Origin of the sequence: Streptomyces rubrogriseus (assembly GCF_027947575.1) — a bacterium.
GTDB lineage: Bacteria > Actinomycetota > Actinomycetes > Streptomycetales > Streptomycetaceae > Streptomyces > Streptomyces rubrogriseus.
On record NZ_CP116256.1, the window covers coordinates 1,153,711 to 1,174,583 of the forward strand.

Consider the following 20,873-nt stretch of genomic DNA (forward strand, 5'->3'; position numbering starts at 1 on the left):
TGTGAAAAAAATGATCGATCAAACGAGTCGGAAAGGTCACACAGCACTTCCGGATGAGCCCCGGAGGGGGCAGGATGAGGAAGTTGGCGGCACTGAGTGCCGCCAATAGGCCCGATGGTCGACCCCGAGTGCACTCTCCTGAGCCAAGTGGGGGATGGTAGAGACAGTCAGGGCACCTCGAAGATGAGGCACTACGTCGGTGAGGGAAGACGTGAGCGACAACTCTGTAGTACTGCGGTACGGCGACGGCGAGTACACCTACCCGGTGATCGACAGCACCGTCGGTGACAAGGGCTTCGACATCGGGAAGCTCCGCGCCCAGACCGGTCTGGTGACGCTGGACAGCGGTTACGGCAACACCGCCGCCTACAAATCCGCCATTACCTATCTGGACGGCGAAGCCGGCATCCTCCGGTACCGCGGCTACCCGATCGAGCAGCTGGCCGAGCGCTCCTCCTTCGTGGAGGTGGCCTACCTGCTGATCAACGGCGAGCTGCCGACGGTCGACGAGCTGTCCGCGTTCAAGGGCGAGATCACGCAGCACACCCTGCTGCACGAGGACGTCAAGAACTTCTACAAGGGCTTCCCGCGCGACGCCCACCCGATGGCCATGCTGTCGTCGGTGGTCTCGGCGCTGTCCACCTTCTACCAGGACAGCCACAACCCGTTCGACGAGCGTCAGCGCAACCTCTCCACGATCCGGCTGCTCGCGAAGCTTCCGACGATCGCGGCGTACGCGTACAAGAAGTCGATCGGCCACCCGTTCGTCTACCCGGCCAACAACCTCGGCTACGTCGAGAACTTCCTGCGCATGACCTTCTCGGTCCCGGCGCAGGAGTACGAGCTGGACCCGACGGTCGTCGCGGCCCTCGACAAGCTGCTGATCCTGCACGCGGACCACGAGCAGAACTGCTCGACCTCCACGGTCCGCCTGGTCGGCTCCTCGCAGGCGAACATGTTCGCCTCGATCTCCGCCGGCATCAACGCCCTGTGGGGCCCGCTGCACGGCGGCGCCAACCAGTCGGTGCTGGAGATGCTGGAAGGCATCCGCGACGCGGGCGGCGACGTCGACTCCTTCATCCGCAAGGTGAAGAACAAGGAGGACGGCGTCCGCCTGATGGGCTTCGGCCACCGGGTCTACAAGAACTTCGACCCGCGCGCCAAGATCATCAAGGCCGCCGCGCACGACGTGCTCTCCGCGCTCGGCAAGTCCGACGAGCTGCTGGACATCGCGCTGAAGCTGGAGGAGCACGCGCTCTCCGACGACTACTTCGTCTCGCGCAGCCTCTACCCGAACGTCGACTTCTACACCGGTCTGATCTACCGGGCCATGGGCTTCCCGACCGAGATGTTCACGGTCCTGTTCGCCCTCGGCCGGCTGCCGGGCTGGATCGCCCAGTGGCACGAGATGATCAAGGAGCCGGGTTCCCGCATCGGCCGCCCGCGCCAGATCTACACGGGCGTCGTCGAGCGCGACTTCGTCCCCGTCGAGGAGCGCTGAGCCGCACGGCACCCCCGCAGCGCGTCTGGTGAGTCCCGTACCGCCCCGAGTGGTACGGGACTTTTCCGTGCCGTGGCATGTCGCCTGAACGGACCCGGACCCGGACACCGGACAGCAGAAGGCGCCCTGGCGCCGGTCCCCCCACGGGCCGACGATCCAGGGCGCCTTCCCATGTCCCGGTGCGGATTCCCCCCACGGGATCCGGCCGGGCGTCTGTGAGGACAGCGCCTGAATTCGCTGTGTCGTGCTGGTGCTGCTGGTCGTACTGGTGGTGCTTGCCGCGCGGTCTGCCGGGACAGCGCACGACCGGGAGGGCCGCTCAAAGCTTCCCGGTGTACGTGTCCCGGCAACGCAGCTCTGGGAAAGTCCCCCAAGACATCCCCAGATGCCAGGTGGCGCCCCCCAAGACGCTGCCTGACATCGCCAACTTAGACCTTCGAACCCCTTCGATGGTTACGTTCGCATCACTGTGATCTGCGTCTCTTGCATATGTCCGTTAGGTGCGCAAGAGCCCCGTACGTCGCACGGGCCTCAAGCGTAAGGAAGATGCGCGAGCCTTGTGAAGAGCTTATGTGAGGTGCGTGCCGGACTCCAGAGGCGCAGCCCCACGACCTGCATGAAATGCGGACCAGTCGTCGCGGCTCGTCCGCCCCCCTGTCACGGCCCGGCGGCGCCTACGCGGTCGCGGTCAGTGGCTCGGGGTGCGCCGCCACGTAGTCGCAGGCCGCTTCGGAGAAGGCGCGTATGCGGTTGTTGTCCGCCGCGGCGAGCCAGACCAGGCGCCACTCGTATGCCGGGGCGCCCTCGACCGGGACGAACGCCACGTCGGGGCGGGCGTCGTACACACTCGCGTGGGTCGGGACGGGGAAGACCCCGTGGCCCGCGCCGACCAGCGCCCACATCTCCTGGACACTGCCGAATTCCGTGCTCCTCACGGCCGCCCGGCCCCCCGGCGCTCCACCCAGGGGGAACGACGGCGCATCCGCCTGCCGCCCGGCGAACAGCTGCTCCGCGCCCTCGGGAGCGCGCCACCGGGCCGGCTGCCCGGGGGCGGTCCTCCCGGCCGCCTGCCCGGGAGTTGAGGTCCCCACCGCCCCTTCCGAAGACGCCCGCGGCCGCAGCACCTCGTACCGCGCGAGTTCCGCCACGTCCACCGCCTCCCGCCGCGCCAGTGGATGCCGTGCCGAGACGGCGAGCATCGGCGCCTCCCGGAACAGCACCGGGCCCGCGCTGTGCTCCGGTGCGAGCGCCGAGACCGGAGCCGCGAAGTTGTCGATGAGCAGGACGTCGATCACGTCGTCGCGCAGTGGCGCCGTCCCGTCCGTGAAACGGCTCTCGTGCAGCCGTACCTCGCATCCCGGATGCCGGGTCCGCAGCAGCTCCGCCGCGCGCACCACGAACTCCGCGGTGGCCGTCCCCAGGAACCCGACCCGCAGTACTCCGTCCACGCCCCGGCCCGAGGCCATGGCTCGCCCGAAGGCGTCCAGGACCGCCTGGTGCGCGGGCTTCAGATCCTCGAAGAGGCGCCGTCCGATCGCGGTGAAAGCCACCCGCCGGCTGGTCCGCTCGAAGAGGGCCGCGCCGACCGACCGCTCCAGCTTCTGGACCGTCTTGCTGACCATGGCCACCGAGACGTGCAGCCGCTCGGCACTGCGCCCGAAGTGGAGTTCCTCGCCGACCGTCAGAAAGATCTCGATCTCACGCCGCTCCACCACGCCCCCAACCGTCAACCCACGGGTCAACGATCCTTGCACGATTGCCAATTGATGGCGATCCCCGGGCGGCCGAAGCTGGCAGCACACCGCAGGAACGCGGTCTCCAAGCGCCACCCACGAAAGGCGATCACCATGACGTCCCCCGCACTCACCCTGGTCCTGGGCGGAACCGGAAAGACCGGACGCCGTGTCGTGCGCCGGCTGACCGGGAGCGGCCACGTGGTCCGGATCGGCTCACGGACCGGCGGAATCCCCTTCGACTGGAACGACTCCACGACCTGGCAGCCCGCCCTGACCGGCGTGGACGCCGTCTACGTCTCCTACCAGCCGGACCTCGCCGTGCCCGGCGCCCCCGAGGCGATCGGCGCCTTCGCCGAGCTGGCCGTACGGTCCGGAGCGCGCCGCCTCGTGCTGCTGTCCGGGCGCGGCGAGCCGGAGGCCGAGGCGTGCGAGAAGGCGCTGGCGGCTTCGGGTGCGGAATGGACGGTCCTGCGTGCCTCGTTCTTCGCCCAGAACTTCAGCGAGGGCGACTTCCTCGGTCCGGTCCTCGACGGGGAACTCGCGCTGCCGGTCGGGGACGTCGAGGAACCGTTCGTCGACGCCGACGACATCGCCGAGGTCGCCGCCACCGTCCTGGCCGAAGGCGGCCACGCCGGCCGCACCTACGACCTGACCGGGCCCCGGCTGCTCACCTTCGCGCAGGCCACGGCCGCGATCGGCGCGGCGACCGGCCGCGAGATCGGCTACGTCACCGTCCCCGCCGAGGCCTACGCGGCCGAACTCGCCGCGCACGGCGTCCCGGCCGCCGTCACCGACCTGCTGACCTACCTGTTCACGAGCGTCCTCGACGGCCGCAACGCCCATCTCGGAGACGGCGTCCGGCAGGTCCTCGGCCGGCCGGCCCGCGACTTCACCGACCACGTCGCCGAGGCCGCGGCCACCGGCGTCTGGACCCCCGGGGCCGCCTCGTGAAGACCACGCAGACCGGCACCCTGCTCGCCTCCGTCATCTCCTCCGGCCTGATGGCGGGGCTCTTCGCGGCCTTCGCCTACTCCGTGATGCCGGGGCTGCGCGGTACGTCCGACCACACGTTCGTCGCGACGATGCAGGGCATCAACAAGGCGATCCTCAACCCCGTGTTCATGCTTCCGTTCATGGGGACGATCCCGCTGATCGCGCTGGCGGTGTTCCTCGCCCGGCGCGGCCACGGACGGCCCGCGCTGCCCTGGCTCGTCGCCGCGCTCGTGCTGTACCTGGTCGCGTTCGCGGTGACCGTCGCGGCCAACGTCCCGCTCAACGACCAGCTGGAGCGGGCCGGCGCGCCGGACTCCATCGGTGACCTGGCCGCCGTCCGCGAACGGTTCGAGGCGGCCTGGGTCACCTGGAACATCGTGCGCGCGCTGCTGCACACGGCGGCCTTCGCCTGCCTGGCCTGGGCCCTGGTCCTGTACGGCGCGGACCGGTTCCGCACCGACCGGGCGGCGGCGCCCACCTCCGGCATGTCGCCGGCGTACGGGTACGGCGCCGGTCACGAGCGGCCCTTCACGGCCGGGGCGAGCAGCCCGTGATCAGGGGTGCGGCGGCCCGGTCGACGGCCGGTGCGGGGACCGGTGCGGGGCTATCGGAAGGCGCGCAGCCGGAGGCTGTTGGTGACCACGAAGACCGAGGAGAAGGCCATCGCCGCCCCCGCGATCATCGGGTTCAGCAGCCCGGCGGCGGCCAGCGGCAGCGCGGCCACGTTGTAGCCGAAGGCCCACACGAGATTGCCCTTGATCGTGGTCAGGGTGCGCCGGGAGAGCCGGATCGCGTCCGCCGCCACCCGCAGGTCCCCGCGCACCAGCGTCAGGTCGCCCGCCTCGATCGCCGCGTCCGTCCCCGTACCCATCGCCAGGCCCAGATTGGCGGTGGCGAGGGCGGCCGCGTCGTTGACGCCGTCGCCGACCATGGCGACCGTACGGCCCTCGGCCCGCAGCCGCTCCACCACCGCGACCTTGTCCTCGGGCAGCACCTCGGCGATCACCTCGTCGATGCCGACGGCCGCCGCGACCGACTCGGCCACCCGGCGGTTGTCGCCGGTCAGCAGGACCGGGGTCAGACCCAGCCGGCGCAGCCCGGCCACCGCCTCGGCGCTGGTCTCCTTGACCGCGTCCGCCACGGCGAGGACCCCGCGCGCCGCGCCGTCCCAGCCGACGACGACGGCCGTACGGCCCCGCTGCTCGGCCTCGTCCCTGGCCCGGGACACCTCGGGCGGCAGGGTGTCGTGGAGGCGCCCCACGGCCACCTCACGGCCCGCCACGCGGGCGCGTGCGCCGCGCCCGGGAACGTTCTCGAAGTCCTCGACGCCCGGCAGCGTGCCGAGCCGTTCCTCGGCGCCGGCGGCGATCGCGCGGGCCACCGGGTGCTCGGAGGCGTGCTCGACGGCGCCCGCGAGCCGCAGCAGCTCCTCCTCGTCGGTGCCCTCGGCGGCGTACACCTCGTGCAGGGTCATGCGGCCGGTGGTGACGGTGCCGGTCTTGTCCAGGACGATCGTGTCGACGCGCCGCGTGGACTCCAGCACCTCCGGGCCCTTGATGAGGATGCCGAGCTGGGCGCCGCGACCGGTGCCGACCAGCAGCGCCGTCGGGGTGGCCAGGCCCAGCGCGCACGGGCAGGCGATGATCAGGACGGCGACGGCCGCGGTGAACGCGGCGACCGTGTCACCGGTGGCACCGAGCCAGCCGCCGAAGGTGGCGAACGCGATCAGCAGCACCACGGGGACGAAGACCCCCGAGATCCGGTCGGCGAGCCGCTGCACCTGCGCCTTGCCGCTCTGCGCGTCCTCCACCAGCTTCGCCATCCGCGCCAGCTGCGTGTCCGCGCCCACCCGGGTCGCCTCGACCACCAGCCGGCCCCCGGCGTTGACCGTGGCGCCGGTGACGGTGTCGCCGACGGCGACGTCCACCGGCACGGACTCGCCGGTCAGCAGTGAGGCGTCCACGGCCGAGGCGCCCTCGGCCACCGTGCCGTCGGTGGCGATCTTCTCGCCGGGGCGTACGACGAACCGGTCGCCCACGGCCAGCCGGGCCACCGGTATCCGCACCTCGCGCCCGTCCCGCAGCACGCCGACGTCCTTCGCGCCCAGCTCCATCAGCGCCCGCAGGGCAGCCCCGGCGCGGCGCTTGGAGCGGGCCTCCAGCCAGCGGCCGAGGAGGAGGAAGGCGGTGACTCCGGCGGCGGCCTCCAGGTAGATCGCGGAGGCGCCGTCGGCGCGGGAGACGGTGAGGTCGAAGCCGTGCCGCATGCCCGGCATGCCCGCGTCCCCGAAGAACAGCGCCCACAGGGACCAGCCGAACGCCGCCAGCGTGCCGAGCGAGACCAGCGTGTCCATGGTGGCCGCGCCGTGCCGCAGGCCCGTCCAGGCGGCACGGTGGAAGGGCAGCCCGCCCCAGACCACGACGGGCGCGGCCAGGGTGAGCGAGAGCCACTGCCAGTTGTCGAACTGGAGCGCCGGGACCATCGCGAGCAGCACGACTGGGGCGGCGAGGAGGACGGAGACCAGCAGGCGCTGACGCAGGGCCGACAGTTCCGGGTCGCTCTCGCCGTCCCCGGTGCCGCGCTCCCCGGCACCGGCCTCGTCGGCGGGCTCCGGTGGCGGCGCGGGCTCCTCGGCCGTGTACCCGGTCTTCACGACGGTGGCGATCAGGTCGGCGACCCCGGTGGTCGCCGGGTAGCTGACCCGGGCCTTCTCCGTCGCGTAGTTCACCGTGGCGGTGACACCGTCCATGCGGTTGAGCTTCTTCTCGACACGGGCCGCGCAGGAGGCGCAGGTCATCCCGCCGATGAGCAGCTCGACCTCGGCGACGCCGGGATCGGGCCCGGTGGCCGTCGTGGTGGTGCGCGTGTCCGCGGTGGTGCTGGTCATGGTCCGGACTCCAGAACGGGGTGGGTGCGCCGGTCTCAGACCCGGCCGACGAGCTCGAAGCCCGCCTCGTCCACGGCGGCGCGTACGGCGGCGTCGTCCAGGGGCGCCCCGGAGACGACGGTGACCTCGCCGGTGGCGGCGACGGCCTGTACGGAGGCGACGCCCGCGATCTCGGAGATCTCGCCGGAGACGGCGCCCTCGCAGTGGCCGCAGCTCATTCCGCTCACCTTGTAGACGGTGGTGACGGAGTCCTGGGTGGTGTCGGTCTGGGCGGTCATGTCGTTACTCCTCGTCGGGGGTGTGCACAGGGCGGGTACCCGTGGTCCGGTCCCGGACCACTCACCCCCACCTTACCCCTAGGGGGTATAAAGGCGAGGCTCACCCGTCACCTGCGTCGCGTCCGTGCGCGCCTGCGCCTCCCACTCGTGGTCGAGGACCGCCATCAGTACGTCGTCCACCCACACGCCGCCCCGCAGGGCGGCCTCCCGGCGCACCCCCTCCACCACGAAACCGGCCTTCTCGTACACCCGCCGGGCCCGCGCGTTGTCGGCGTAGACCTCCAGCTGGACCCGGTGCAGGCCGACCCGTTCGAAGGCGTGCCCGACGATGAGCCGCGTCGCCTCGCTGCCCAGCCCGCGGCCGCGTCCCCGGGGTCCCACGAGGGTCCGGAAGGTGCAGCCGCGGGCCGCCGGGTCCCACTCGTACAGGACGACCTCGCCGACGAGTTCGCCGGTGGCGCGGTCGGTGACGGCGAGGTCGAGCCGGTCGGGATCGGCGGTGCGCACGCCGTACCAGGAGCGCAGCGTGTCGAGGGTGAGTTCGGTGGTGGGCTCGAAGGTGAAACGGACCACCTCGGGGTCGTTGACGATCTCCCACATCGCGTCGGCGTCCTCGGCGGTGAACGGCCGCAGGACGGTCTTGTCGCCGGTGAGCACGGGTTTCTCGGAGAAGTCCATGCACGGCACTGTGCCCCACCCGGCGGTGGGGCACAGAACGGGTTTCTACCGGTTGCGGTTGCGGGGGCGGGACGCCACCCAGGCCCGGACCGTCTCCGCGTACCAGTACGGCTTTCCGCCCTCCACGTGGTCGGGCGGGGGCAGCAGCCCGTGCTTGCGGTACGACCGAACGGTGTCCGGCTGGACCTTGATGTGGGCCGCGATGTCCTTGTAGGACCAGAGCCTTCGGTCGGTCACTAGTCGCACCTCCCTGCGCGCGCCGCGGCGGCGACCGGGGACGGCCGCCGGGGGGAGCCGGGCGCTGCGCTGGCGATCACCAAGCCTGTTCCGGGTGAACGACGCGGGGTGACGGGCGGTCAGGGCCCGTTCCCGGGTGTGACGGAAGACCCGCGTGCGCGTGACATGTGTGACGCGGAGGGTGCTTTTGTGACACGAGTGCCACACAGGCGTACGCCGTCGCTCAGGCGCGGCGCGTTGACTGCGGCGGACGGAGGTGTTCCGCCGTACGCCCCGCGGCCGCCACTCGGACTACGTCGTCCGAATGTCCGGACAAAACATTGACAGGCCGCACGCACGGGGCTAGAAACCGGGGTGACGCAAGGGCGCGGGCAAGGAGGGAACGCGATGGCGCACGACCCGACGGCACACGGCCGGGTCGCCGGTTCCCCCACCGAACGCCTCCGGCGCGGGAAGGCGGCCTCGCCCTGGCAGGAGCGAGGCACGAGCGCCAACTCCCCGCTCGCACCGGCTCCGCGCCGGAGGTTCCCGCCTCGCGTCCCGACGCGGGCCGCCCACACTGCCCCACGTGTCTACGCGGACACCCAAACCGCAGACACAGTGTCGGGCCCGCCCGCGGCGCCCGGCTGCTGGGATGGAGTCATGGCCGGCACCGCGACCCGACCGTCCCCGGTCCCGGCCCGTGAGCAGCGCGAACAGCGTCTGCCGCACGAACTGCGTCAGCTGCACCCACGGCACGTCTCGACCCGTCGCCGCCATCTGTGAAGGAGTTCTCGGTCATGACGAACATCGTCAACCACTGGATCGGCGGCAAGACCGCCGAAGGCGCCTCGGGCACGTACGGGCCGGTGACGAACCCGGCGACCGGCGAGGTCACCACCAAGGTCGGCTTCGCCTCCGTCGACGAGGTGGACGCCGCGGTCGCCGCCGCCAAGGAGGCGTACCTGACCTGGGGTCAGTCCTCGCTGGCGCAGCGGACCTCGATCCTCTTCCGCTTCCGGGCGCTGCTGGACGCGCACCGCGACGAGATCGCCGAGCTGATCACCGCCGAGCACGGCAAGGTGCACTCCGACGCGCTCGGCGAGGTCGCGCGCGGCCTGGAGATCGTGGACCTGGCGTGCGGCATCAACGTGCAGCTCAAGGGCGAGCTGTCGACGCAGGTCGCCACCCGCGTGGACGTGTCCTCGATCCGGCAGCCGCTCGGTGTGGTCGCGGGCATCACGCCGTTCAACTTCCCGGCGATGGTGCCGCTGTGGATGTTCCCGATCGCCATCGCCTGCGGCAACACCTTCGTGCTCAAGCCGAGCGAGAAGGACCCGTCGGCCGCCGTGAAGGTCGCCGAACTGCTCTCCGAGGCCGGTCTGCCGGACGGCGTCTTCAACGTCGTGCACGGCGACAAGGTGGCCGTGGACCGCCTCCTGGAGCACCCGGACGTCAAGGCGGTCTCCTTCGTCGGCTCCACGCCGATCGCCCGCTACATCCACACCACCGCCTCCGCGGCCGGCAAGCGCGTGCAGGCGCTGGGCGGCGCCAAGAACCACATGCTGGTGCTGCCGGACGCCGACCTCGACGCGGCGGCCGACGCGGCCGTGTCCGCGGCCTACGGCTCGGCCGGCGAGCGCTGCATGGCGATCTCCGCGGTCGTCGCGGTCGGCGCCGTCGGCGACGAACTGGTGGAGAAGATCCGCGAGCGCGCCGAGAAGATCAAGATCGGCCCCGGCACCGACCCGTCCTCCGAGATGGGCCCACTGATCACCAAGGCGCACCGCGACAAGGTCGCCTCCTACGTCGCGGGCGCGGCGGCCGAGGGCTGCGAGGTCGTCCTGGACGGCACCGGCTACACGGTCGACGGCCACGAGGACGGCCACTGGATCGGCATCTCCCTGCTCGACCGGGTGCCGACCACCGCGAAGGCGTACCAGGACGAGATCTTCGGCCCCGTCCTGTGCGTGCTGCGCGCCGACACGTACGAGGAGGGCGTGGCCCTCATCAACGCCTCGCCGTTCGGCAACGGCACCGCGATCTTCACCCGGGACGGCGGCGCGGCCCGCCGCTTCCAGCTGGAGATCGAGGCCGGCATGGTCGGCGTGAACGTGCCGATCCCGGTCCCGGTGGGCTACCACTCCTTCGGCGGCTGGAAGGACTCGCTCTTCGGCGACCACCACATCTACGGCAACGACGGCACGCACTTCTACACCCGCGGCAAGGTCGTCACCACCCGCTGGCCCGACCCGGCCGACGCCCCGGCGGGCGTGGACCTGGGCTTCCCGCGCAACCACTGACACACAAGGTGCCCCGCCCCGCTCCGGACGGGCCGGGGCACCTTCGCGTCTTCTCAGCCCTGCTGCACCCCGGCGTCCTTCACTTCCTGCGTGAGGTCACCGACCTGGTCGGCGGGCGGGGCGACGATGTCCTTCGTCGCGCCCCACTTGTCGAAGTCCATGGTGACCTTCATGGCGCCGAAGTCCTGCTTCAGACGCACCGGCAGGTCCTTGGCGCCCACCCAGATCTCCATGGTGATCGAGCTGCCGCCGGAGGCGGAGTTGAGCATGCTGTCGGCGCCGCTGAGGGCCTCCTTGAACTTGCCCATGTCCTCCTCGTCGAGCACCGCGCGGTAGTGGGTGGCCGGCTTGCCGTTGACGGTCTCCTTGCCGAGGTTCTCGACGTCACTGGCGTACTTCAGACCCTTCATGGAGTCCGCCGGGCTGCCCTCGCCACCTCCCCCGGCCATCGCGGCGGCACCCGACTCGCCGAACACCGCCGACCCGTCGATCTTCATCCACTCCTTGCCCGCGAGCGGGCCGGCCGGCTGCGGGTCGATGTCGTAGTAGTACGCGCCGTCCACGAACAGGGTGCGCACGGTCGGCGAGTCCGTGAGCTCCTGCATCTGCGCGGCCTCGGCGTCCATCTCCACGTCGAGCGCGTAGCCGTCGCCCCAGGAGTACGTGCCGTCCATGGCGATCGGCTCGCCGGTGCCCAGCTCGGTCGTCGTCCTGACCTCGGCGGAGCCCAGCTCCTCGGTCCGGTCGGTGGCCCGGGTGAGGGCCGCCATGATCGTGTCCGCCTTGTCCACGGCCCTGTCGGCCGTCTCGGCCGCCGTCCTCGCGCCGTCCGAGCCGCACGCGGTGGCCGTGACCATCGCGGCCGCCGTGAGCCCCACCCAGGCGCCGGTGTACTTGAGCTTCATGAGTCCCCACCCGTTGCTGCGTTCCTGTGATTCATCTGTGCGACGGACTGTACCGGGGCCCACCGACATGTCCGTATGCCGGACGTCGGCAGTCTTTTCGCCCTCCACGTTGCGGTTCCCGTACCGCCGCAAGAAGCGGAACCAGACTGCCTCTTCTGCCGTTTCGGCGATCAAGGAGGCTATTTGGCTGCGGATTTCGTAGGGAAACACCCATTGACGCGTTGGTTTTCGTCGGTGTTCCATGCAGCGCCGGGAGCGGACGAAAACACGTACGACCGAAGCCGCCGGAGGCGATAGCGCTCCCGTCCGAACCACCACCGCACGAGTCGATCGGAACCGCTCCATGACCGACACGCTCCGCCCCGCCGAGACCGCCGCCGCGCCCCCGGACGTTCCGGCACCCGCGGTCCCTCCGGAGTCACGGACGCTCAAGCGTTCCATCGGGGTCGTCGGCGGCACGCTCCTGACGCTCTCGTGCGTGACCCCCGCCTCCACGCTCTTCGTGGTCGTCCCCGACCTCTTCGGCTCGCTCGGCACCGCCACCGCGCTCACCATCGCCATCGGCTCCCTGCTCTGTGTCGCCGTGGCGTTCTGCTACTCGGAGCTGGGCACCCTCGTCCCCAGCGCGGGCGGCGAGTACGCCATGGTGTCGACGATGGCCGGGCGCCTGGCGGGCTGGCTGGTCTTCGTGCTGTCCCTGCTGGTCGTCATGATCGTGCCGCCGGTGATCGCCATGGGCACGGCCGACTACCTCGAACCGGTCCTGCACCTCGACCCGTCCCTGGCCGGCGCCGGTGTCATGCTGCTCGCCACCCTCGCCGGGCTGCTCGACCTGCGCGCCAACGCCTGGATCACCGGCGTCTTCCTGGTCCTGGAGGTCATCGCCGCGGCCGTCGTCGCGGTGCTGGGCTTCGCCCACGCCGAGCGCGGGCCCGGCAGCCTGGTGTCGATGGAGGTGGGCGGCACGGGCGGCGGCGCGGACCCCGTGACGGCGATGCTGGTCGTCTCCGGGCTCGCCATCGCCCTCTTCATCACGCAGGGCTTCTCCACCGCCGTCTACCTCTCCGAGGAGCTGGAGAACCCGCGCCGCAACGTCGCCCGCACGGTGCTGGCCACCCTCGCCATCTCCACCGTGATCATCCTGGTCCCGGTCGTCGCCATCACCTTCGGCGCGTCCGACCTGGCCGCGCTGACCGGCGGCGACATCGGCGCCATGGTCACCGCCTGGTCCGACTCCGCCGTCGGCACCTTCGTCAGCCTGTGCGTGGCGCTCGCCATCGTCAACGCGGGCATCGTCATGGTCATCCAGAACTCGCGCGTCCTGTTCGCCTCCGCCCGCGACAAGGCCTGGCCCGCCCCGGTCAACGGACTCTTCGGCAGGCTCGGCCGGTTCGGCTCCCCGTGGGTCGCCACCCTCGCCGTCGGCGTGCCGGGCGCCGCGCTGTGCTACGTCAACCTCGACACCCTGTACGGCGTCACCGGCGTCTCGGTGACCGCGATGTACCTGCTGGTCGCGGTCGCCGCCCTGCTGTCCCGGCGCGGCGCCCACCGGCACGCGCACGCGTGGCGCATGCCCCTGTGGCCGGTGGTGCCGGTCCTGCTGATCACGGTGCTCGCCTACGTACTGACCCAGCAGGAGGCGAGCCACCTGCTGCTGACCGGCTCCATCGCCGCCGTCGCCACCCTGTACTGGGCCCTGTACCTGCGCCCGCGCCGCGACACCCGCTGGCTGGTCACCGTCCCGCAGGACGTCCGCGAGCCCGCCGGGCCGTGACGGTCCGGCGGGCGTGAGTCCCCGGCCGGGCTCCGCCCGGCCTACCGCGCCCGTGGTACGCGCGAGCGGTCGCGTACGCCCGTGGGAGGGCCGCCGGTTCAGCCCCGGGGCGGCCCCCGTTGTCGGCGGCGGCCCGTACCGTTGACGCATGGATCTTCGACTGCCCCGCGTGCGAGGGCTGCTACGGGGGCCGCGGCGGATGCTCTCCGCCGCGGCCGCCGTCGTCGTGCTCGCCGGCGCCGGGACGTGGACGGCCGTCGCCGGTGACGACCCGGCCCCGGTGCGCCGTGCCGACCGGGTCGTGGCGGTGGGCGACGGCGTGCGCCTGGACACCTCGTACTTCACGGCGGGCTCCGGCGGCCGCCGCCCGGCCGTCCTGCTCGCGCACGGCTTCGGCGGCAGCAAGGACGACGTACGGGAGCAGGCCGAGGACCTGGCGCGGGACGGGTACGCGGTCCTGACCTGGTCGGCGCGCGGCTTCGGGAAGTCCACGGGGAGGATCGGGCTGAACGCGCCCGACGGCGAGGTCGCCGACGTCTCCCGCCTGATCGACTGGCTCGCGGAGCAGCCCCAGGTTCGGCTCGACAAGGACGGTGACCCCCGCGTCGGCATCGCCGGCGGCTCCTACGGCGGCGCGGTGGCCCTGCTCGCCGCCGGGCACGACACCCGGGTGGACGCCGTCGCCCCCGCCATCACGTACTGGAACCTGGCGGACGCGCTGTTCCCGAACGGCGTCTTCAAGAAGCTGTGGGCCGGCATCTTCGTCAACTCCGGCGGCGGCTGCGACCGGTTCGAGGCGGACCTGTGCCGCATGTACCAGCGGGTCGCCGAGTCCGGCAGGCCCGACGCCGAGGCGGTGAAGCTCCTCGAGGAGCGCAGCCCGCAGGCGGTGGGCGAGCGCATCAAGGTGCCCACCCTGCTGACGCAGGGCCAGACCGACTCCCTCTTCCCGCTCGGCCAGGCCGACGCCGCGGCGAAGGCGATCCGGGCCAACGGCGCCCCCGTCGACGTCGACTGGATCGCGGGCGGCCACGACGGCGGCGACCTGGAGACCGACCGCGTCCAGGCCCGCATCGACGACTGGTTCGACCGTTACCTGAAGGACGACAAGGCCGCCGACACCGGTCCCGCCTTCCGCGTCACCCGCACCGGAGGCGTCGACTCCACCGACGGACAGGCCCAGTTGCGCGGCGCGAGCGCCGACCAGTACCCGGGTCTGGCGAACGGACAGCGCTCCGTGCCCCTGCGCGGCCGCGAGCAGAGCGTCGACAACCCGGCCGGCGCCAACCCGCCCGCCGTCTCCGCCCTGCCCGGCATCGGCGGCGCCGGAGGGCTCTCCCAGCTCTCCTCGCTCGGTGTCGGCGTCTCCCTGGACTTCCCCGGCCAGTACGCCGCGTTCGAGTCCGCCCCGGTCGGCGAAGACCTGCGGATCACCGGCTCCCCTACGGCCACCGTCCACGTCCGCTCCACCACCGAGGACGCCGTCCTCTTCGCCAAGGTGTACGACGTCGGCCCCGGCGGCACCTCGCCCGTGCTCCCGTCGCAGCTGGTGACCCCCGTGCGCGTCGAGGACGCCAAGGCGGGCAAGGACGTCACGGTCACCCTCCCGGCGATCGACCACGAGGTGGAGAAGGGCCACCGACTGCGCCTGGTCCTCGCCTCCACCGACCTCGGCTACGCCTCCCCGGCCGCCCCGGCGACGTACACCGTCTCCCTCGACGGCGACCTGAAGGTGCCGACCGCCCCCGGCGTCACGACCGCCGCCGCACCCCTCCCGGCCTGGGTGTGGTGGCTGCCCCTGGCCGGTGCCGCCGTGGCCCTGGCCCTGCTGTGGACGGGCCGCCGCCGCACCGCCGCACCGGCGCCCGACCCCGCGCTGGCCGACGTACCCCTGCAGATCACCGGCCTGAGCAAGCGCTACGCCGGGTCCACCGAGCGGTACGCGGTGCGGGAGCTGTCCTTCCGCGTGGAGAAGGGGCAGGTGCTCGGCCTGCTCGGGCCCAACGGCGCGGGCAAGACGACCACCCTGCGGATGCTGATGGGCCTGATCAAACCGGACGACGGCGAGGTCAGGGTCTTCGGGCACGCCATCCGGCCCGGCGCCCCGGTGCTGTCCCGGGTCGGCGCCTTCGTCGAGGGCGCGGGCTTCCTGCCGCACCTGTCCGGCCGGGAGAACCTGGAGCTGTACTGGCGGGCGACCGGCCGGCCGCCCGAAGACGCCCACCTCGACGAGGCCCTGGAGATCGCCGGGCTCGGCGACGCGCTCGCCCGCGCGGTGCGCACCTACTCCCAGGGCATGCGCCAGCGCCTCGCCATCGCCCAGGCCATGCTCGGGCTGCCCGACCTGCTCATCCTCGACGAACCGACCAACGGCCTGGACCCGCCGCAGATCCGCGAGATGCGCGAGGTGATGATCCGCTACGCGGCGGCCGGGCGCACCGTCATCGTCTCCAGCCACCTGCTGGCCGAGGTCGAGCAGTCCTGCACCCACCTCGTGGTCATGGACCGGGGCCGGCTGGTCCAGGCGGGCCCGGTAGCCGAGATCATCGGCTCCGGCGACACCCTCCTCGTCGGCACCGGCCTGCCCGTGGACGAACCGCTGGTGGACAAGGTCGCCGCCCTGCCCGGCGTCGCCTCGGTCGTGCACACCGACGACGGGCTCCTGGTCCGCCTCGACCCCGGCGGCACCGCGCCCGGCCTGGTCGCCGAGCTGGTCCGGCTGGAGATCCCGGTGGCGTCGGTCGGCCCGCACCGCCGCCTGGAGGACGCCTTCCTCACCCTGATCGGAGGTTCCGCATGAGCACGCCCACCAAGCCGGCCACGACCGGGCCCGCGCCCGAACCGGCGTCGGCGTCCGACTCCGCGTACGGCTACCGGGCGGGCCGCACCCTGCCCCTGCGGGTGGAACTGGTGCGCCAGCTCAAGCGGCGCCGCACCCTGGTCATGGGCGCGATCCTCGCCGTGCTGCCGTTCGTGCTCGTCGTCGCCTTCGCGATCGGCGGCGAGCCGGAAGGACCCGGCGACCGCATCACGCTGATGGACACCGCCACCGCCTCCGGCGCCAACTTCGCCGCCGTCAACCTCTTCGTGTCGGCGGGCTTCCTGCTGGTCGTCCCGGTCGCCCTGTTCTGCGGGGACACCGTGGCCTCCGAGGCGAGCTGGTCCTCCCTGCGCTACCTGCTCGCCGCGCCGGTGCCGCGCGCCCGGCTGCTCGCGTCCAAGCTGGCCGTCGGGCTGGGGCTGAGCCTGGCCGCGATGGTGCTGCTGCCGCTGGTGGCGCTGGCCGTGGGCACGGTCGCCTACGGCTGGGGACCGCTGGCCATCCCCACCGGCGGTTCGCTCGCGCCGGGCACGGCCGCCCAGCGCCTGGTGGTGGTCGTGGCGTACATCTTCGTGTCCCAACTGGTCACCGCCGCGCTCGCGTTCTGGCTGTCGACCAGGACCGACGCACCGCTGGGCGCGGTCGGCGGTGCCGTCGGCCTCACCATCGTCGGCAACGTCCTGGACGCGGTGACCGCGCTCGGCCACTGGCGCGACTTCCTGCCCGCGCACTGGCAGTTCGCCTGGGCGGACGCCGTCCAGCCGAACCCGGAGTGGTCGGGCATGATCCAGGGCACGGCCGTCTCGGTAACGTACGCGCTGGTGCTGTTCGCCCTGGCCTTCCGGGGTTTCGCCCGCAAGGACGTCGTCTCCTAGGTCACCGGAGGATCACCCACCGGTCTCGACGACCCGCCCCCGTGCCCGCTTCGAGACGCAGCCGTAACACCCCGTGCCGCACGTTTCGCCCCGCCGCCCCGTCACAGTCACGTACACCGGCGCCGAACAAGCACAGGGGGACTTGACGATGAACCGGTACGGGACTCACGGGAAGCGGGAGTGGCGCGGCGCGACCGCGCTGCTCGCGCTCACCCTGGCGGGCGGGCTGCTGCTCACCGGCTGCGGAGGGACGGACGACGCGTCGGACGGGGCGAAGGACACGGCGGCGGACTCCAGGGGCGGCTCGGGGATGCCCGCACCCGACCGCCCACGCGGCGAGGGCGAGCAGCGCTACGACGGCGGCACGAGTGCCCCCGGGAGCGGCGAGGGGGAGAAGAACGGCGACTCCCGCGAGATCGCGCCCGACCCCGACTACCTCTCCACCTTCGCCCTCGACGTCGACACCGCCTCCTACGGCTACGCCCGCCGCACCCTGTCCGAGGGGCGGCTGCCCGACCCGGCCACGGTCCGCCCCGAGGAGTTCGTCAACAGCTTCCGCCAGGACTACGAACGGCCCGACGGCGACGGCTTCTCGGTGACCGTGGACGGCGCCCGCACCGACGACGAGGACTGGTCGCTGGTCCGCGTCGGCCTGGCCACCCGCCCCGCCGAGCGGCAGAGCGAACGCCCGCCGGCCGCCCTGACCTTCGTCATCGACATCTCCGGCTCCATGGGCGAACCCGGCCGCCTCGACCTCGCCCAGGAGGCCCTCGGCACCATGACCGACCGGCTGCGCGACGACGACTCCGTCGCGCTCGTCACCTTCAGCGACGAGGCCGAGACCGTCCTGCCCATGACCCGGCTCGGCGACCACCGCGACCGCGTGCACGACGCGATCGACGGCCTGGAGCCGACCGACTCCACCAACCTCGGCGCAGGCATGGAGACCGGCTACGAGACCGCCGTCGAGGGCCACCGCGAGGGCGTCACCAACCGCGTCGTCCTCGTCTCCGACGCCCTCGCCAACACCGGCGACACCGACGCGGACACCATCCTCGAACGCATCGCCACCGAGCGCCGCGAACACGGCATCACCCTCTTCGGCGTCGGCGTCGGCAGCGACTACGGCGACGCCCTGATGGAACGCCTCGCCGACAAGGGCGACGGCCACACCACGTACGTCTCCACCGGCGAGGACGCCCGCGAGGTCTTCTGCGAGCAGCTCCCCAGCCACATCGAGCTGACCGCGCGCGACGCCAAGGCCCAGGTGGCCTTCGACCCGGAGACCGTCGCCGAGTTCCGCCTCGTCGGCTACGACAACCGCCAGGTCGCCGACGAGGACTTCCGCGACGACCGCGTCGACGGCGGCGAGGTCGGCCCCGGCCACACGGTCACCGCGCTCTACGCCGTCCGCACCAGGCCCGGCGCCGACGGCCACCTCGCCACGGCCACCGTCCGCTGGCTCGACCCCGACAGCCGCACCCCGCACGAGGAGTCCGGCGACGTGGAGAGCGACGCCCTCGACGACTCCGTCTGGGAGTCGGGCCGCGGGCTGCGGGTCACGGCGACCGCGGCCTACTTCGCCGACGCGCTCCGGTCCCCGGGCGGCGACGGCGGCTCCCTGCCGGGCGCACCGGGCCTGTCCGAACTCTCCGAGCGGGCCGACGGCCTGGCGGACCGCACGGAGAACGCGGACCTGCGCGAACTGGCCGAGGCGATCGAGGAGGCGAACCGGCTGGCCTGACCCGGTCGGCCGGCCCGGCCCGACGGGGCGGATGCGGCGGGTGCGCCCATTGACGTTTCCTTACGCGTGAGTAAGTTTACTCCGAAGTAAGTTCGTAGGTGAGTTCGCAGCCGAGTACACGCGACAGCGCAGCAGTCCGACCGCGACCGGGAGCCGTCATGGGCGTACGCAGGGACCTGAAACGGGCGAGAGAGAGCGGCGACCTCGCGTCCCGCACCACGACCGAGACCGTCAGGGACGCGGACGGCACCGTCCGCGAGGCCCGCACAGCCGCCCTCGCGTCCCGCCCCGCCACGGGCAGCACCGCCGACATCCCGTACACCAACGCCGCCGAGGCCCCGGGCGCCGTCGTCCTGCGCCGCGAGGTGGACGGCGTCTGGCGGCCCGTCACCGCCGAGGAGTTCGCCCGCGAGGTCACCGCCGTGGCCAAGGGCCTGATCGCCGCCGGCCTGGAACCCGGCGGCCGGGTCGCCGTCATGTCCCGCACACGCTACGAGTGGACGGTCCTGGACTTCGCGATCTGGACGGCCGGCGGCCAGACCGTCCCGGTGTACGCCACCTCCTCGGCCGACCAGGTCGAGTGGATCGTCCGCGACTCCGGCGCCCGGTACGCCGTCACCGAGACCGCCGCCAACACCGCCACCGTCCGGGCCGGCACCGCCGACCACCCCGAGCGCCCGCGCGTCTGGGAACTCGACGCCGGCGCGCTCGCCGACCTCACCGCCCTCGGCCGGGGCGTGAGCGACGAGGAGGTCACCAAGCGCCGCACCGCCCTCACCCCGGACACGGTCGCCACCGTCTGCTACACCTCCGGCACCACCGGCCGCCCCAAGGGCTGCGTCCTCACCCACGCCAACCTGCACGCCGAGGCGGCCAACACGGTCGAGCTGCTGCACCCGATCTTCAAGGAGGTCACCGGCCAGACCGCCTCGACCCTCCTCTTCCTGCCACTGGCCCACATCCTGGGCCGCACCATCCAGATCTCCTGCCTGCTGGCCCGCATCGAGATCGGCCACTTCCCGAGCATCAAGCCGGACGAACTGCGCCCCGCGCTCAAGTCGTTCCGCCCGACCTTCCTGGTCGGCGTCCCGTACCTGTTCGAGAAGATCCACGACACCGGCCGGGCGACCGCCGAGAAGATCGGCCGCGGCGCCTCCTTCGAACGCGCCCACCGCCTAGCCGTCCGCTTCGGCGCCGCCCACCTGCACCGCTTCCTGGGCCGCGGCAAGGGCCCCACCCCGGGCCTGTGGGCCGGCTGGGCCCTGTACGACCTGCTGGTCTACCGCCGGGTGCGCAGGGAACTGGGCGGCCGGATGCGCTACGCCATCAGCGGCGGCTCCCCGCTGGAGAGCGAACTCAACCTGTTCTTCTACGCCGCCGGAATCATGATCTACGAGGGCTACGGCCTGACCGAGACCACCGCGGCCGCCACCATCGTCCCGCCGCTCGGCCCCCGCCCCGGCACCGTCGGCCCGCCGGTCCCCGGCACCGCCGTGCGCATCGCGGACGACGGCGAGGTGCTCGTCAAGGGCGGCATCGTCTTCGGCGCCTACCGGGGCAACCCCGAGGCCACCGACGCGGCCCTCACCGACGGCTGGTTCGCCACCGGCGACCTAGGCTCCCTCGACGCCGACGGCTACCTCACCATCACCGGCCGCAAGAAGGACCTCCTGGTCACCTCCGGCGGCAAGAACGTCTCCCCGGCCGTCCTGGAGGACCGCCTGCGCAGCCGCCCACCCGTCGCCCAGTGCCTGGTCGTCGGCGACAACCGGCCCTTCGTCGCCGCCCTGATCACCCTCGACCCGGACGCCGTCGCCCACTGGCTGGCGGTGCGCGGGCTGCCCGCGCAGACGCCGATGTCCGAGGTCGTACGGGACGAAAGGATGCGGGCGGACGTCCAGAAGGCCGTGGACCACGCCAACGCGGCCGTCTCCCGGGCCGAGTCGATCCGCGCGTTCCGGCTGGTCGAGGGCGAGTTCACCGAGGAGAACGGCCTGCTGACCCCGTCCCTGAAGGTGAAACGGCACGCGGCCGTCGCGGCGTACGCGGACGACATCGAAGCGCTGTACGCCACGCCGGGCCGCTGATCCGCGACCCGGCGTCCCCGCGTCCCCGGGCATGCGAAAGGGCGGGCCGCCGAGGTGCTCGGCGGCCCGCCCCGG

General features: G+C 72.4%; 15 protein-coding genes. 9 read left to right on the top strand and 6 right to left on the bottom strand.

Going from position 1 to position 20,873, the window contains the following annotated elements; all coding sequences use genetic code 11:
- Window positions 1-211: 211 nt before the first annotated feature.
- On the top strand, window positions 212-1,501 hold the full coding sequence (locus tag Sru02f_RS05075) for a citrate synthase (RefSeq protein WP_003976064.1): 1,290 nt from the start codon (window positions 212-214) through the stop codon (window positions 1,499-1,501).
- 674 nt (window positions 1,502-2,175) lie between these two features.
- Here the strand turns inward: Sru02f_RS05075 and Sru02f_RS05080 are convergent.
- Window positions 2,176-3,216 (bottom strand): LysR family transcriptional regulator, encoded by a 1,041-nt coding sequence (locus Sru02f_RS05080; protein WP_244941887.1) that lies wholly within the window; start codon window positions 3,214-3,216, stop codon window positions 2,176-2,178.
- A gap of 132 nt (window positions 3,217-3,348) precedes the next feature.
- Between Sru02f_RS05080 and Sru02f_RS05085 the strand changes: the two genes are divergently transcribed.
- Window positions 3,349-4,188, top strand: a complete 840-nt coding sequence (locus Sru02f_RS05085) for a Rossmann-fold NAD(P)-binding domain-containing protein (RefSeq protein WP_109032832.1) — start codon at window positions 3,349-3,351, stop codon at window positions 4,186-4,188.
- The gene (locus tag Sru02f_RS05090) at window positions 4,185-4,784 is read left to right on the top strand and encodes an anthrone oxygenase family protein (RefSeq protein WP_109032833.1); all 600 of its coding nucleotides are present in this window, start codon (window positions 4,185-4,187) and stop codon (window positions 4,782-4,784) included. The genes Sru02f_RS05085 and Sru02f_RS05090 overlap by 4 nt, the downstream gene beginning before the upstream one ends.
- Window positions 4,785-4,834: 50 nt before the next feature.
- Here Sru02f_RS05090 and Sru02f_RS05095 read toward each other — a convergent pair whose 3' ends face one another.
- The 4 genes from Sru02f_RS05095 to Sru02f_RS05110 form a co-directional block, all read right to left on the bottom strand.
- Complete coding sequence (locus Sru02f_RS05095; protein ID WP_109032834.1) at window positions 4,835-7,117, bottom strand: heavy metal translocating P-type ATPase; 2,283 nt, start codon at window positions 7,115-7,117, stop codon at window positions 4,835-4,837.
- A 35-nt stretch (window positions 7,118-7,152) separates the two neighbouring features.
- On the bottom strand, window positions 7,153-7,395 hold the full coding sequence (locus Sru02f_RS05100; RefSeq protein WP_109032835.1) for a heavy-metal-associated domain-containing protein: 243 nt from the start codon (window positions 7,393-7,395) through the stop codon (window positions 7,153-7,155).
- Between the two features lie 78 nt (window positions 7,396-7,473).
- On the bottom strand, window positions 7,474-8,073 hold the full coding sequence (locus Sru02f_RS05105; RefSeq protein ID WP_167469630.1) for a GNAT family N-acetyltransferase: 600 nt from the start codon (window positions 8,071-8,073) through the stop codon (window positions 7,474-7,476).
- A gap of 45 nt (window positions 8,074-8,118) precedes the next feature.
- On the bottom strand, window positions 8,119-8,310 hold the full coding sequence (locus tag Sru02f_RS05110) for a helix-turn-helix transcriptional regulator (protein WP_016326277.1): 192 nt from the start codon (window positions 8,308-8,310) through the stop codon (window positions 8,119-8,121).
- A gap of 779 nt (window positions 8,311-9,089) precedes the next feature.
- Between Sru02f_RS05110 and mmsA the strand changes: the two genes are divergently transcribed.
- Window positions 9,090-10,592, top strand: coding sequence for a CoA-acylating methylmalonate-semialdehyde dehydrogenase (mmsA, locus tag Sru02f_RS05115; protein ID WP_109032839.1), 1,503 nt, complete (start codon window positions 9,090-9,092; stop codon window positions 10,590-10,592).
- Window positions 10,593-10,645: 53 nt separating this feature from the next.
- Here mmsA and Sru02f_RS05120 read toward each other — a convergent pair whose 3' ends face one another.
- The gene (locus Sru02f_RS05120; RefSeq protein ID WP_109032840.1) at window positions 10,646-11,497 is read right to left on the bottom strand and encodes a hypothetical protein; all 852 of its coding nucleotides are present in this window, start codon (window positions 11,495-11,497) and stop codon (window positions 10,646-10,648) included.
- A 343-nt stretch (window positions 11,498-11,840) separates the two neighbouring features.
- Between Sru02f_RS05120 and Sru02f_RS05125 the strand changes: the two genes are divergently transcribed.
- From Sru02f_RS05125 to Sru02f_RS05145, 5 genes are all read left to right on the top strand, one after another.
- Complete coding sequence (locus Sru02f_RS05125) at window positions 11,841-13,271, top strand: APC family permease (RefSeq protein WP_109032841.1); 1,431 nt, start codon at window positions 11,841-11,843, stop codon at window positions 13,269-13,271.
- A gap of 148 nt (window positions 13,272-13,419) precedes the next feature.
- Window positions 13,420-16,071, top strand: coding sequence for a CocE/NonD family hydrolase (locus Sru02f_RS05130; RefSeq protein WP_174855125.1), 2,652 nt, complete (start codon window positions 13,420-13,422; stop codon window positions 16,069-16,071).
- On the top strand, window positions 16,068-16,967 hold the full coding sequence (locus Sru02f_RS05135; protein WP_109032843.1) for an ABC transporter permease: 900 nt from the start codon (window positions 16,068-16,070) through the stop codon (window positions 16,965-16,967). The genes Sru02f_RS05130 and Sru02f_RS05135 overlap by 4 nt, the downstream gene beginning before the upstream one ends.
- A gap of 148 nt (window positions 16,968-17,115) precedes the next feature.
- Window positions 17,116-18,711, top strand: coding sequence for a vWA domain-containing protein (locus Sru02f_RS05140; RefSeq protein WP_109032844.1), 1,596 nt, complete (start codon window positions 17,116-17,118; stop codon window positions 18,709-18,711).
- Window positions 18,712-18,869: 158 nt separating this feature from the next.
- A complete protein-coding gene (locus tag Sru02f_RS05145) occupies window positions 18,870-20,798 on the top strand; it encodes an AMP-dependent synthetase/ligase (RefSeq protein ID WP_109032845.1) in 1,929 nt (642 codons plus the stop codon).
- Window positions 20,799-20,873: the final 75 nt, after the last annotated feature.

What these genes read in the sequence shown, in the direction of transcription:
- Sru02f_RS05085 (WP_109032832.1), top strand. Translation starts at nt 3,349, where the DNA reads ATGACGTCCCCCGCACTCACCCTGGTCCTGGGCGGAACCGGAAAGACC.
- Sru02f_RS05095 (WP_109032834.1), bottom strand. Translation starts at nt 7,117, where the DNA reads ATGACCAGCACCACCGCGGACACGCGCACCACCACGACGGCCACCGGG.
- Sru02f_RS05100 (WP_109032835.1), bottom strand. Translation starts at nt 7,395, where the DNA reads ATGACCGCCCAGACCGACACCACCCAGGACTCCGTCACCACCGTCTAC.
- Sru02f_RS05105 (WP_167469630.1), bottom strand. Translation starts at nt 8,073, where the DNA reads ATGGACTTCTCCGAGAAACCCGTGCTCACCGGCGACAAGACCGTCCTG.
- mmsA (WP_109032839.1), top strand. Translation starts at nt 9,090, where the DNA reads ATGACGAACATCGTCAACCACTGGATCGGCGGCAAGACCGCCGAAGGC.
- Sru02f_RS05120 (WP_109032840.1), bottom strand. Translation starts at nt 11,497, where the DNA reads ATGAAGCTCAAGTACACCGGCGCCTGGGTGGGGCTCACGGCGGCCGCG.
- Sru02f_RS05125 (WP_109032841.1), top strand. Translation starts at nt 11,841, where the DNA reads ATGACCGACACGCTCCGCCCCGCCGAGACCGCCGCCGCGCCCCCGGAC.
- Sru02f_RS05130 (WP_174855125.1), top strand. Translation starts at nt 13,420, where the DNA reads ATGGATCTTCGACTGCCCCGCGTGCGAGGGCTGCTACGGGGGCCGCGG.
- Sru02f_RS05135 (WP_109032843.1), top strand. Translation starts at nt 16,068, where the DNA reads ATGAGCACGCCCACCAAGCCGGCCACGACCGGGCCCGCGCCCGAACCG.
- Sru02f_RS05140 (WP_109032844.1), top strand. Translation starts at nt 17,116, where the DNA reads ATGAACCGGTACGGGACTCACGGGAAGCGGGAGTGGCGCGGCGCGACC.
- Sru02f_RS05145 (WP_109032845.1), top strand. Translation starts at nt 18,870, where the DNA reads ATGGGCGTACGCAGGGACCTGAAACGGGCGAGAGAGAGCGGCGACCTC.